We start from the raw sequence: 13,561 nt of genomic DNA, 5'->3' as shown, positions 1-13,561 counted from the left end.
GTATTTCGGCAGCGTTTGACCATGGTGACGACGGCAGCGACATCAGCGGCGATCCCGGACGGAACCCGGCCCGCCCGTCCCGACGGGCGGGCCGGCCAGGAGCCCCGGCGGCTCGACGGGATCGGCTATGTCTTCGTCGCCTTCTTCACCGTGCCGTTCTTCCTGTTCAACATCCTGCCGGTGTTCTTCGGCATCTATGTCGCCTTCACGCGCTGGAGCATCGTCGGCTCGCCGCGCTGGATAGGCCTCGACAATTTCAGCAACGCCTTCCGCGACCAGTGGGTGGCGCTGGCCTTCAAGAACGCGCTGCTCTACGGGCTCCTGATCGTGCCGAGCGTGACGGTGCTGGGCCTCGCCTTCGCGCTGTTCGTCAACAAGCGCTATCCCCTCTCGGGCCTCGCCCGCACCCTGTTCTTCGCGCCCAACGTCGTCTCCGCCACGGTGATCGGCCTTGTCTGGGTCTGGCTGCTCGACACCCAGTACGGCCTCGTCAACCACTACCTCGCCTTTCTCGGGGTCGAGGCGATCCCGTGGCTGACCTCGACGCAATGGTCGATCATCGGCGTCAGCATCGCCTCGGTATGGTGGGATCTGGGCCTGGCCTTCGTGCTGTTCCTCGCCGCCCTGCAGGACATTCCCTCCGACCTGACCGAGGCGGCGCTGGTGGACGGCGCCGGGCGCTGGCAGCGGCTGCGCTTCATCATCCTGCCGCAGCTGCGCCCGGTGCTGTCGATGGTGGTGACGCTGCAGCTGATCTCGACGCTGCGCATCTTCAGCCAGGTCTACGTCATGACCAATGGCGGCCCCGGCGGCTCGTCCTCCTCGCCGATCTACTACATCTACAGCGTCGCGATCGTGCGCAACCTGTTCGGTTACGCCTCGGCCATCGCCCTCCTCCTGTTCGCCGGCATCCTGGTGCTGACGCTGGTGCAGCGCCTCCTGCTCAGGGAGCGCGACTGATGACCCTCCTGCCGCAAGGCTTCGCGCGCTGGCTGGAAGCGCGCCGGATGACCGCCGTCGACCTGCCGATCTGGCTCGCCGGCATGGCCGTTGCCTTCATGTGGTTCGCGCCCTTCGTGTGGATGGTCTCGACCTCGCTGAAGTACCCGTCCGACGTGATGACCCAGTCGATCGAGTGGTTCCCGAGCCGGATCACCCTCGACAACTACGTCAAGGTCTTCGAGTACCCGGTGGTGCGCTGGGGCCTGAACAGCCTGATCCAGGCCGTGGCGTCGACCGCCCTCTCCGTGCTGTTCGGCGCCATGGCCGGCTATGCGCTGGCGCGGCTGCGCTTTCCCGGACGGGACGCCCTGTTCGCGCTGTTCCTGGCCTCGCTGATGATCCCCACCGAGGTCTCGATCATCCCGATGCTGCTCGGCTTCATCAAGCTGGGCTGGGCCTCCAGCTACCAGGCGCTGATCCTGCCGACCATCGGCAACGTCTTTAGCGTCTACATCTTCCGCCAGTTCTTCCTGACCTTTCCCAACGAGATCGAGGAGGCAGCCCGCGTCGACGGCGCCGGCCCGTTCAAGCTGTTCTTCCTCATCGCCCTGCCGCTGGCGCGGGCGCCGGCCATCGCCGCCTCGGTCATCCTGTTCACCCTGAACTGGAACAACTTCCTCTGGCCGCTGCTCGTCACCTTCGACGAAAGCATGAAGACCCTGCCGGTCGGCATCGCGGCCTTCACCCCGGTGGTCGGCACACACACGCAGCTCGAGGGCTTCAGCGTCGCCATGGCCGGCATCACCATCCTCAGCGTGCCCAGCCTGCTGCTGTTCTTCCTCCTGCAGCGCTACTTCATCCAAGGCATCTCCCAGGGAAGCATCAAGCAGTGACCACAGGTTCCAGCCCTCCGGCAGCGCTCAGCCTCGACATGCCGCGCACCCTCTTCATCGACGACGCCTTCGAGGCCGCCGCCTCCGGCGCCACCTTCGCCACGATCGACCCGAGCACGGAGGCCGTGCTCGGCGAGGCTGCCCGCGGCGAGGCCGCCGACGTCGACCGCGCCGTCGCGGCGGCGCATCGGGCGACGCGCGGCCCCTGGCGCGACATCACGCCGGCCGAGCGCGGCCGGCTCCTGTTCCGCCTTGCCGATGCCCTCCTCGCCCGCAAGGAGGAGATCGCCCGGATCGAGACGCTCGACGTCGGCAAGCCGCTGAAGGAATCGCGCGGCGACGTGGACGGCGTGGCGGCGACGCTGCGCTACAACGCCGGCGCCGCCGACAAGCTGGAAGGCTCGACCATCCCGCTCGGCCGCTCGGTGATCGACTTCACCCTGCTGGAGCCGGCCGGCGTCACCGCCCACATCATCCCCTGGAACTATCCGCTCGGCATGCTGGCGCGCTCGGTGGCGCCGGCCCTCGCCGCCGGCTGCACCGTGGTGGTGAAGCCGGCCGAGCAGTCCCCGCTCAGCGCCATGCTGTTCGCCCGCTGCTGCCGCGAGGTCGGCATCCCGCCGGGCGTGGTCAATGTCGTCACCGGCCTCGGCGAGGAGGCGGGCGCGGCGCTCGTCGCCCACCCCGAGGTGCGCGGCATCACCTTCACCGGCTCGGTGGAGACCGGCCGGCTGGTCTATGCCAATGCGGCGCGCGGCCTGAAGCCGGCCGTGCTGGAGCTCGGCGGCAAGAACCCGCTGATCGTCCTGCCGGACGCCGATCTCGACCGCGCCGTCACCGACGTGCTCGACGGCGCCTTCGGCAACAGCGGCCAGGTCTGCTCCTCATCCTCCCGGCTGATCCTGCACCGCGCGATCCACGACGAGTTCCTCGACCGCCTGTCGCAGGCCGCCGCCCGCCTCACCCTCGGACCGGGCCTCGACGACTGCGACCTCGGCCCCGTGGTCTCGGCCGAGCAGCACGAGCGCGTCACCGGCTACATCGCCCAGGCCCGTCGCGACGGCGGGCGGCTGCGGCTCGGCGGCGGCCGCCCGAAGCATCTCGACCGCGGCTACTTCGTCGAGCCCACCGTCATCGACCGGGTCGAGCCGTCCCACGCGGCGGCGCGCGAGGAGATCTTCGGCCCCGTCGCCGTGGCTCTCGCCTTCGACACGATCGAGGAAGCGACCGCCCTCGCCAACGGCCTCGGCTACGGCCTGGTCGCCGGCGTCTATAGCCGCGACATCGGCACGGCGCTGCGCCTGGCCCAGGACATCGAAGCCGGATCCGTGTGGATCAACGGCTGGTTCATCGGCGGCCAGCAGGCGCCGACCGGCGGCATCAAGGACAGCGGCATCGGCCGCGAGCGCGGCCTGCCGGGCATCATGAACTACCTGCAGATCAAGAATGTCGGCATCCGGCTCTGAGCCGGACCGCCGCCGCCACCCCTCCCCGCCACTCGAGCCAAGAGCAGACGAGCCGACGATGAGCATCATCACCGATATCGAACATCACGACATCTTCCGCCATGAATCCCATTGCGTGAACCAGATCGCCCAGCGCACGCTGAAGAACGGCGATATCCTTGCGGTCTTCAACGAGGAACGCTTCCCCTTCCATCACGACAGCGGCCAGACGCTGATGACCCGCTCCAGGGACGGCGGCCGGACCTGGAGCAAGCCGCAGGTGGTGCTGCCGTGGAGCGCCACCGAGGGCAACTGGGATTGCGGCATCTGCGAGCTGGAGGACGGCACGCTGCTGGTCAACCTGACCATCACCGGCTTCTTCAAGCGCGGCGTCCGGCCGGAGCAGCCCTCCTGGTCGTCGCACCCGATCACGCCCGAATGGGGCGACTGGACCTGGACCTACAAGCTGCAGGGCTGGCTGGGCACCTATGTCCTCAAGTCGACGGACGGCGGCGAGACCTGGACCAAGCCGGTTCCGGTCAATGTCCGCCCGCTCAAGCACGGCGGCTGCCGCCTCGGCTCCTGGCAGTTGCCGAACGGCTCGCTGCTGATGGGCCTCTACGGGCGCATCCGCGGCTATGAGGAGGAAGGCGAAGGCGAGACGACGCGCTCGGCGCTGATGCGCTCGGACGACGGCGGCGAGAACTGGGAGTACTTCTCCACCCTGGCCTACGACCCGGCCAGCATCATCGACTACGAGGAGCCGGCGCTGCTGCGCCTCAAGGACGGACGGCTGGTCTGCTTCATGCGCACCCACACCCAGCCGAGCAGCGACGCCAAGAACATGGTGATGGTGGTCTCGGAGGATGACGGCTTCTCCTGGACGCCGCCGAAATGGACCAACATCTGGGGCTACCCGGCCGAGCTGATCGCCCTGCAGGACGGACGCTACCTGATGGTCTACGGCTATCGTCGCCCGCCCTACGGCGTGCGCGGCATCATCTCCGAGGACGGAGTGACCTGGGACGTCAAGAATGAGTTCGTCATCCGCTCCGGCGGCGTGCCCGGCGGGACGGCGACCGAGACGCCCGGCTCCAGCCGGATGTCGCCGGAGTCCGGCAAGATCGCCGGCGGCGGCGTGAACTGGCACCATCCGGGCATCTATCAGCACATCGGCTATCCCAGCGTCTGCCAGGTCGCGGACGGCACGATCGTGTGCTCCTATCACGAGTGGAGCGACGATCCCAAGCCGCTGCAATACGTGCTGTGCACGCGCTTCCGCGTCTGAGGCGGACGATGGCCGCAGGCGGCGCAACCCCGACCGTCGACGTGGTGGAGAGCCGGGCGCTCCACCACGATCCCCATGCCTATTGCGCCCACCCGCACATGGCGGTGGCGGCGGACGGCGCCTTTCTCCTGGTGTTCAACCGCGCCCCACGCCGCGAACGCATCCTCCACCCGCCGCAGGACCCCGAGTTCCGCAACCTGATGATGCGCTCGGCCGACGAGGGCCGCAGCTGGAGCGCGCCGGCCGTGGTGCCGGACTACGGCTGGAGCGGCGTCGAATGCGCCGGGCTGACGGCCCTGCGCAGCGGCCGCGTCCTGCTCAACCAGTGGCGGTTCGAATGGCTGCCCCTGCCGCTGGCCGAGGCACTCGGCCGGCCGGACCTCGTCTGGCCCGGAGAGCTGGCGGCCGGGCTCGCGGCCTCGCCGGAGCTCGACACGGTCTCCGGCGGCGAGCCCGCCGCACCGGTCTTTGCCTGGGCTCGGGGCGGCGGCGAGACCGTGGTCCATCTGTCCGACGACGGCGGCCGCAGCTTCCATGCCTCGCCGCGGATCGACACCGCCCCCTTCAGCGGCGGCTACGGCATGCGCGGCGCCCTGGAGCTGCCGGACGGCGACATCCTGCTGCCGCTCTCCGACGTGCCGCGCTACGCGGCGGTGTTCACCGTGCGCTCCTCCGACGGCGGACGCTCCTGGTCCGCCCCGAGCCTGGCGGCGCGCGGCGCCGGCCACGAGTTCGAGGAGCCGGCGGGGCTGGTGCTGGGCTCGGGCCGGATCCTGTTGATGCTGCGCGACAATGGCAGCCGCATCATGCACCAGGTGGCCTCCGCGGATGGCGGACGCAGCTGGAGCGCGCCGGAGCCGACCGGCATCAGCGCCTACCCCGCCCATCTCCTGGAGCTGCCGGACGGGCGCCTCGCCTGTATCGCCGGCCGGCGCCAGAAGCCCTTCGGCATCGTCATGCATCTTTCGGAGGACCAGGGCGAGACCTGGGACGCGCGGCCCATCCTGCTGGCCGCAGACTGGCCGACCAAGGATATCGGCTACCCCACGGCCGCGCTGCGCGCCGACGGGACCATCCTCGTCGTCTACTACGCCCGCGACCATGACGGCGTCACGGGCATCCACTCGCTCACGGTGCGGCTGTCATGAGCCGGCAAACAGCAGAGGCCCGTGTGCCGGTCACGGCCGGATCAAGCCGCATCGGCGCTGAGATAGGGCCAAACCATGCTGCTCCGAGAGAGGCGTCGCCCTTCTCGGGAGCCGCATGGTGCGGCCGCGGCGCCGCATCGCCGCCGAGCCCGTATCGTCGGTGCCTGCCCTGTCCCAGGGCCCATCAAGACAGAGGGGGCCGCCATGTCGCGGGTTGAACTGACCGGCGTCGCCAAGCGCTTCGGCGCCTTCGAAGCCCTGCGCGGCATCGACCTCGCCATCCCCGACGGCGCTTTCACGGTGTTCGTCGGCCCCTCGGGCTGCGGAAAGTCGACGCTGCTGCGGCTGATCTGCGGCCTGGACTCGCCGAGCGAGGGCGTGATCCGCTTCGACGGCCGCGACGTGCGCGGCGTGCCGCCGGCCGGCCGCCGGCTCGCCATGGTGTTCCAGTCCTACGCGCTCTATCCGCATATGAGCGTGGCCGACAATATGGGCTTTGCCCTGCGCATGGCCGGCGTGGCCAAGGCGGAACGCATGCGGCGCGTCGCCAAGGCGGCCGAGACGCTGCAGATCACGCGCCTGCTCGACCGGCGGCCGAAGGAGCTCTCCGGCGGCCAGCGCCAGCGCGTGGCCATCGGCCGGGCGATCGTGCGCGAGCCGTCGCTGTTCCTGTTCGACGAGCCGCTGTCCAACCTCGACGCCGAGCTGCGCGTCGAGATGCGCTTCGAGCTCGCCGACCTGCATCGCCGGCTGGGCACGACCATGATCTACGTCACCCACGACCAGATCGAGGCCATGACCCTGGCCGACCGCATCGTGGTGCTGCGCGACGGCGCCATCGAGCAGGTGGGCGCGCCGGCCGAGCTCTATGAGCGGCCGTGCAACCGCTTCGTCGCCAGCTTTATCGGCTCGCCGCGGATGAACATGCTCGCCGGCCGCGTCGCCGCGGTGCGGGACGGCGCGATCGACGCCGAGATCGCCGGGCTGGACCGGCCGAGCCTCGCCTTGCCGGTCGCCGCCGGCAGCGGCCTGAAGCCGGGAGACGCCATCGACGTCGGCATCAGGCCCGAGGACCTTGCCTGCGGCGGCGACGGGCCGGCGCGCCTGGCGATGCGCGTCGAGGTCTGCGAATATATCGGCGGCGCGGTGCACCTGCATGCGCCCGGCCACCCCGCCGGCCCGCTTACCGTGCGCCATGCGGGGCGGCGGCCCGATGTCGGGACCGAGCAGCAGCTCGGCCTCGCCCCCGCGGCCTGCCACGTCTTCGCCAAGGACGGACGCCGGCTGTCGCCCTGAGACGGGCCGCCGGTTTTCCGACCGACCGATAAAACCGGAACGAAGATCGCAACGCCGCCGCAATCGCGTTCTGCTTGGAGTCGCCCCGCGGCTGCGCCACCCTGGCGCGACGCAGGGAGAGACAGCATCATGGCAGGAACGATTCGGACGAAGACCCGCCGGTGCGGCGGCCTGCTCGGGCTCGCGGGCTTGCTTGCCGCCGCGGCGCCGGCGGCGGCGCAGCCGGTGCCCGAGGCGCGGGTGACGGCCGCCCTGCCCGGTCTGGAGGAGATGGCGCGCAAGGCGGTCGAGGACGGCGGCGTGCCGGGGCTGGCCATCGCGGTCGTGCATGACGACAAGCTCGTCTACCTCAAGGGCTTCGGCCGGCGCCAAGCCGGCAAGCCCGAGGTGGTCGACGGCGACACCGTGTTCCAGCTCGCCTCGATGTCGAAGCCGATCTCCTCGACCGTCGTGGCGGCGCTGGTCGGCGAGGGCCTGCTCGGGTGGGATTCGCGCATCGGCGACCTCGACCCGGGCTTCCGCCTGCGCGATCCCTATCCCAGCGCCGAGGTCACGGTGCGCGACCTGTTCGCCCATCGCAGCGGCCTGCCGGGCAATGCCGGCAACGAGCTGGAGGATATCGGCTACGACCGGGCCGAAGTGCTGCGGCGGCTGCGGCTGGTGCCGCCGTCGTCGAGCTTTCGCGCCGGCTATTCCTACAGCAATTTCGGCCTGACCGAAGGCGCCGTGGCCGCGGCAAGGCCGACCGGCGAGGACTGGGAGACGGTGTCCGAGGAGCGGCTCTACCGGCCGCTCGGCATGAGCTCGACCAGCTCGCGCCATGCCGATTTCCTGGCCCGGGCGAACCGGGCCGCCTTGCATGTGCGGATCGGCGGCGCCTGGACCGCCAGGGTCGAGCGCGATCCCGACGCGCAGGCGCCGGCCGGCGGCGCCAGCTCGAGCGCCCGCGACCTGGCGCAATGGATGCGGCTGGAGCTGGCCGGGGGCGTGATCGACGGCAAGCGGCTGATCCCGGCCGAGGCGATCGGCCAGACCCATGTGCCGCTGATGGCGCGGGGCGCCAACCCGGTCACGTCGGCCACGTCCTTCTACGGCCTGGGCTGGAATGTCGAGTTCGGCCGGCACGGCCTGACCTGGGGCCATGCCGGCGCCTTCAGCGTCGGCGCCAGGACGCTGGTGACGCTCTATCCGCGGTCGAACCTCGGCATCGTCGTCCTCGCCAACGCCTTTCCGACCGGCGCGCCGGAGGCGCTCGCCGACGGCTTTGCCGACCTCGTCTTCGACGGCAAGGCGGGCAGGGACTGGTCGAAGCCCTGGGACGATGCCTATTCGAGCCTGTTCGGCCCGGCGCTTGCGGCGGCCAAGGCGGCCTACGCCTCGCCGCCGGCCACGGCCTCCCCCGCCCTGCCGCTCGCGGCCTATGCCGGCAGCTACGCCAACGCCTATGTCGGGGAGGCGAGCGTGACGGTCAGGGACGGGAGCCTGGTGCTCGGCGTCGGGCCCGGCGGCGGCCGCTCCTACCCGCTCAAGCACTTCGACCGCGACCTGTTCCTCGCCTTCACCATGCCGGAAATGCCGGACATGCCCTCGGCCGTGCGCTTTTCCGTGGGGCCGGACGGCAAGGCGGGCGCGGTGACGATCGAGGCGCTCGACGATGTCGGCCTCGGCACGCTGGAACGCGCCGCGAAGTGACGGCGCAGGCAGGCGGCGGAGGTCCCGCCGCCTGCCCGGCGCCTCAGGCGGGGTGATGCACCTCGGGCAGCCCGTAGACCGGCGTCGCCATCCCTTCCATCCGCGCCTTCAGCTGCAGCGCCAGGTACTGCGAATAGTGCCGCGACTGGTGCAGGTTGCCGCCGTGGAACCACAGCCCGTCCTGCCGGGTCGGCTTCCACATGTTGCGGGGCTCGCCGACCCAGGGGCCGGGATCCTTGGTCGTGCCGGAGCCGAGGCCCCAGACGCGGCCGACCTTGTCCGCGACCTCCTGCGAGATCAGCCGGGCGGCCCAGCCGTTCATCGAGCCGTAGCCGGTGGCGTAGACGATCAGGTCCGCCGGCAGCTCGGTGCCGTCGGCGAGCACCACGCCGTTCTCGGTGATCTCGCGGACATCGCCGCTGGCGAGCTTGACGTCGCCGTCGGCGATCAGGTCAGAGGCGCCGACATCGATGTAGTAGCCCGACCCGCGCCGCATGTATTTCAGGAACAGGCCGGAGTCGTCGTCGCCGAAATCGAGCTTGAACCCGACCTTTTCCAGGCGCTGCAGCAACTCGGCGTCATGCGCCTTGACCGCGGCGGTGACCGGCTTGAGGATTTCGGGCATCAGGCGGTAGGGCACCGAGGCGTTGAGGAGATCCGCCTTGTCGGTGGTGATCCCCTTCTCCAGCGCCGTCTCCGAGTAGAGCGTGCTGGTGCCGTAGCGGAACAGCCCCTCGGAGCTGGCGACATGGGTGGAGGAGCGCTGCACCATGGTCACGTCGGCGCCATGCTCCCACAGATCCGCGCAGATGTCGTGGGCCGAGTTGTTCGAGCCGATGACGACGCAGCGCTTGCCGGCATAGGCCTCGCCGCCCTTGTGCTGGCTGGAATGGTGCTGCTCGCCCTTGAACCGCTCCATTCCCGGGAAGCTCGGCTTGTTGGGTATGCCGGACATGCCGGTCGCCAGGATCAGGTGCCGGGGGCGCAGGGTCAGCGGCTTGCCGTCGCGGACGACCTCGACCGCCCACTCGCCGCGCCCGGCATCGTAGCTGGCCTTTTGGCAGGGCGTGGAGGTCCAGACGTTGAGCTCCATCACCTTGGCGTACATTTCCAGCCAGTCGGCGATCTTGTCCTTGGGCGAGTAGACCGGCCAGTCGTCCGGGAACGGCAGATAGGGCAGATGGTCGTACCAGACCGGGTCGTGCAGGCAGAGCGACTTGTAGCGCTTGCGCCAGGCGTCGCCCGGCCGCTCATGCGCTTCCAGGATGATCGTCGGCACGCCGAGCCGCCGCAGCCGCGCCCCCAGCGCCAGGCCGCCCTGGCCGGCGCCGACGATGACGCAGTAGGGCTGGCGCTCCGTGCCGAGCGTCGCGGCCTCCTCCTGCCGCTCCTCCAGCCAGGTCTTGCGGTCGCGGTGGACGCCGTGCTGGGCGCCGAAGGCGCGCCGGCGGCCCTTCTTCTCCTCGAAGCCCTTGAGCTCCTCCATCGAGGTGAGCAGGGTCCAGCACTTGCCGTCCCTGAGCCGGACATGGCCCCTGCCGCGGGCCTCGGCGGTCTCGAAGGTGAACCAGCCCTCGATCACGCCCTTGCTGTCGGCCGCCTCCCCCTCGACGGCGAAGGCCGACGGCCTGGCGCGCTCCAGGGTGGCGTCGAGCATGGCGCGGATCGCCGGCTGCCCTTCGGCCGTGTGGATGTTCCAGGTGAAGGCCACCAGGTCGCGCCAATAGGCGTCCTCCGTGAACAGCGCCTGCACGCCGGCCTTGTCACCGGCCGCCAGGGCCGCACCGAATGCCTCCAGCCACGCCGACAGGCTGCGCGTCGCCTCCGCATTATCCATGCTCGCTCCATCCCCAAATCTATTCATTTGCATCCGCGCAAACGATGTCGTCGGCGGATTCGACGGGCCAGCCTGCGATGACGGCGGCCCGAGATCAAGCCCCCGCGAGGATGTTCCGGCGGCGAGACAGGGGCGGCGGCAAATTCGCCGGACGCGTGACGGTTTCAATCCACGCGTCCGAGCAGGACGCGACCATCGGCGGCATCCAGCTACAGGTGACGATCCGCTTGTTTCAATCCACGCGTCCCACGCGGGACGCGACCCGGGGCGCGCGGGCGCGGCTTGCTGAACATCTCGGGTTTCAATCCACGCGGGACGCGACGGGGGATCATGCCGTTACGTCAAGAACCGGCCACAGTTTCAATCCACGCGCCCCACGCGGGACGCGACTCGACAACCCGCTCAAGGCCGCCGGTGACCTCCTGTTTCAATCCACGCGTCCCACGCGGGACGCGACCAGTCGGCCGTCAAGCCGGCGCTGGACGCGGAACTGTTTCAATCCACGCGTCCCACGCGGGACGCGACTCCCGTAGCGGCCAGCGGCCACGATGCCGTCAAGGTTTCAATCCACGCGTCCCACGCGGGACGCGACAGTGTGTTTGCAGCTGGAGACATGGCCAAAGGCGTTTCAATCCACGCGTCCCACGCGGGACGCGACAGTGTGTTTGCAGCTGGAGACATGGCCAAAGGCGTTTCAATCCACGCGTCCCACGCGGGACGCGACTCATTGAGCCGGCCCTCTGTGGGGTCGGCCTGATGTTTCAATCCACGCGTCCCACGCGGGACGCGACGCTCACGGTCATACACCTTGCCGAGCCCGCCCTTGTTTCAATCCACGCGTCCCACGCGGGACGCGACGCCGTCGAGCGCGAAGCCGAACCACTCCTCCGGATCGTTTCAATCCACGCGTCCCACGCGGGACGCGACTGATCCGGCACGGTGACGATGGCGAGGAGCTCCTGTTTCAATCCACGCGTCCCACGCGGGACGCGACGCTACGGCCGCGACCTCGACGATGTCTCGACCGAAGTTTCAATCCACGCGTCCCACGCGGGACGCGACTCCCGTAGCGGCCAGCGGCCACGATGCCGTCAAGGTTTCAATCCACGCGTCCCACGCGGGACGCGACAGTGTGTTTGCAGCTGGAGACATGGCCAAAGGCGTTTCAATCCACGCGTCCCACGCGGGACGCGACAGTGTGTTTGCAGCTGGAGACATGGCCAAAGGCGTTTCAATCCACGCGTCCCACGCGGGACGCGACTCATTGAGCCGGCCCTCTGTGGGGTCGGCCTGATGTTTCAATCCACGCGTCCCACGCGGGACGCGACGCTCACGGTCATACACCTTGCCGAGCCCGCCCTTGTTTCAATCCACGCGTCCCACGCGGGACGCGACGCCGTCGAGCGCGAAGCCGAACCACTCCTCCGGATCGTTTCAATCCACGCGTCCCACGCGGGACGCGACTGATCCGGCACGGTGACGATGGCGAGGAGCTCCTGTTTCAATCCACGCGTCCCACGCGGGACGCGACGCTACGGCCGCGACCTCGACGATGTCTCGACCGAAGTTTCAATCCACGCGTCCCACGCGGGACGCGACAGCGCCGTCAGCGTCTTGCCGGTGCCCATGTCCATGTTTCAATCCACGCGTCCCACGCGGGACGCGACTAGTCGTCGATCCAGAGTGCCGCGGTCGGGACAAGTTTCAATCCACGCGTCCCACGCGGGACGCGACGCGGTGGCCCCGCTTCCCCTTCATCGCCGTCGATGTTTCAATCCACGCGTCCCACGCGGGACGCGACTTTCGCGCAGGTCCTCTGTTGAGGCTTGCGCGGCGAGTTTCAATCCACGCGTCCCACGCGGGACGCGACCATCATCGGGATCGGCACAGTCCAGTCGATGGCCTTGTTTCAATCCACGCGTCCCACGCGGGACGCGACGCACAGTTGATGCCCGTCTGGCCGTCTGCGTTGATGTTTCAATCCACGCGTCCCACGCGGGACGCGACCGCGACAAGACGCTTACCCGTTTCGACAGTCATGGTTTCAATCCACGCGTCCCACGCGGGACGCGACGGTCGGCGAAATCGTCACGAGGGTACGAATAAGCACCGTTTCAATCCACGCGTCCCACGCGGGACGCGACCCCGCCCATGCGAGAGCAGCCCGTTGATCCGATCGTTTCAATCCACGCGTCCCACGCGGGACGCGACGATGAGGGGGGCGATGATCATGGCGCCTCCGGATCGTTTCAATCCACGCGTCCCACGCGGGACGCGACCCCTATGCCGCCGGCACCTACCTCGCCAAATGGAAGTTTCAATCCACGCGTCCCACGCGGGACGCGACGCATCCACGCTCAAAATGGTTATTGAGAAAAAACCGTTTCAATCCACGCGTCCCACGCGGGACGCGACCTTCCGACCTGTCGTCGCTACCCGGGCTGCTCGGTTTCAATCCACGCGTCCCACGCGGGACGCGACGTTGCCACTCAACGCCACTTTCGCGCCGACGATGGTTTCAATCCACGCGTCCCACGCGGGACGCGACCTGGCATCGACGCTCTGCGCGACCTCAACAGCCAGTTTCAATCCACGCGTCCCACGCGGGACGCGACGAGCGCGAGACATGGCGCGTTGCTCCGGTCAATTTTGTTTCAATCCACGCGTCCCACGCGGGACGCGACTGGCATTTTTCATTCAACGCGAAAAGCCGCAATCGTTTCAATCCACGCGTCCCACGCGGGACGCGACCTCCGACTATTGGATTGCGTGGTTTGCAGTGCAAGTTTCAATCCACGCGTCCCACGCGGGACGCGACGTCGACATGTACGCGGGCAAGACGGTGCTGGTGCAGTTTCAATCCACGCGTCCCACGCGGGACGCGACCGCGCGCGAGGGCGAGGGACTCGTCAGAGAGGGCGTTTCAATCCACGCGTCCCACGCGGGACGCGACGCCCCACGGATCGCGGATCGAGTCGCGGAGGACGAGTTTCAATCCACGCGTCCCACGCGGGACGCGA

General features: G+C 69.1%; 8 protein-coding genes and 1 CRISPR repeat array (1 of these 9 only partly in view). Of the genes, 7 read left to right on the top strand and 1 reads right to left on the bottom strand.

What is annotated here, in order from left to right; genetic code table 11:
* Positions 1-21 precede the first annotated feature (21 nt).
* The 7 genes from AC27L4_RS24860 (at position 22) to AC27L4_RS24830 (ending at position 8,704) form a co-directional block, all read left to right on the top strand.
* Positions 22-960, top strand: coding sequence for a carbohydrate ABC transporter permease (locus tag AC27L4_RS24860; RefSeq protein ID WP_487145184.1), 939 nt, complete (start codon positions 22-24; stop codon positions 958-960).
* Positions 960-1,835: a carbohydrate ABC transporter permease gene (locus AC27L4_RS24855; protein ID WP_487145183.1), complete on the top strand. Its 876-nt coding sequence runs from the start codon at positions 960-962 to the stop codon at positions 1,833-1,835. Before AC27L4_RS24860 ends, AC27L4_RS24855 begins: the two co-directional genes overlap by 1 nt.
* Positions 1,832-3,301 carry an aldehyde dehydrogenase family protein gene (locus tag AC27L4_RS24850; RefSeq protein WP_487145182.1) on the top strand — a complete coding sequence of 490 codons (1,470 nt, stop codon included), beginning with the start codon at positions 1,832-1,834 and terminating at the stop codon, positions 3,299-3,301. The genes AC27L4_RS24855 and AC27L4_RS24850 overlap by 4 nt, the downstream gene beginning before the upstream one ends.
* A gap of 58 nt (positions 3,302-3,359) precedes the next feature.
* Positions 3,360-4,568, top strand: coding sequence for a sialidase family protein (locus tag AC27L4_RS24845; RefSeq protein ID WP_487145181.1), 1,209 nt, complete (start codon positions 3,360-3,362; stop codon positions 4,566-4,568).
* 8 nt (positions 4,569-4,576) lie between these two features.
* Positions 4,577-5,716: an exo-alpha-sialidase gene (locus AC27L4_RS24840; protein ID WP_487145180.1), complete on the top strand. Its 1,140-nt coding sequence runs from the start codon at positions 4,577-4,579 to the stop codon at positions 5,714-5,716.
* A 204-nt stretch (positions 5,717-5,920) separates the two neighbouring features.
* Positions 5,921-7,012 carry an ABC transporter ATP-binding protein gene (locus tag AC27L4_RS24835; protein ID WP_487145179.1) on the top strand — a complete coding sequence of 364 codons (1,092 nt, stop codon included), beginning with the start codon at positions 5,921-5,923 and terminating at the stop codon, positions 7,010-7,012.
* A 129-nt stretch (positions 7,013-7,141) separates the two neighbouring features.
* Positions 7,142-8,704 (top strand): serine hydrolase, encoded by a 1,563-nt coding sequence (locus AC27L4_RS24830; RefSeq protein ID WP_487145177.1) that lies wholly within the window; start codon positions 7,142-7,144, stop codon positions 8,702-8,704.
* A 43-nt stretch (positions 8,705-8,747) separates the two neighbouring features.
* On the opposite strand, the gene AC27L4_RS24825 is transcribed toward AC27L4_RS24830, so the two are convergent.
* On the bottom strand, positions 8,748-10,541 hold the full coding sequence (locus AC27L4_RS24825; RefSeq protein ID WP_487145176.1) for an NAD(P)-binding domain-containing protein: 1,794 nt from the start codon (positions 10,539-10,541) through the stop codon (positions 8,748-8,750).
* Positions 10,542-10,898: 357 nt separating this feature from the next.
* Positions 10,899-13,561: a CRISPR direct-repeat array (repeat unit 33 nt; unit sequence GTTTCAATCCACGCGTCCCACGCGGGACGCGAC) (it continues 406 nt past the right edge of the window).

It is taken from the genome of Labrys sp. Lb11, from assembly GCF_057554225.1.
The sequence above is the reverse complement of the archived record's forward strand: the minus strand, read 5'-3'. Positions and strand labels throughout refer to the sequence as shown.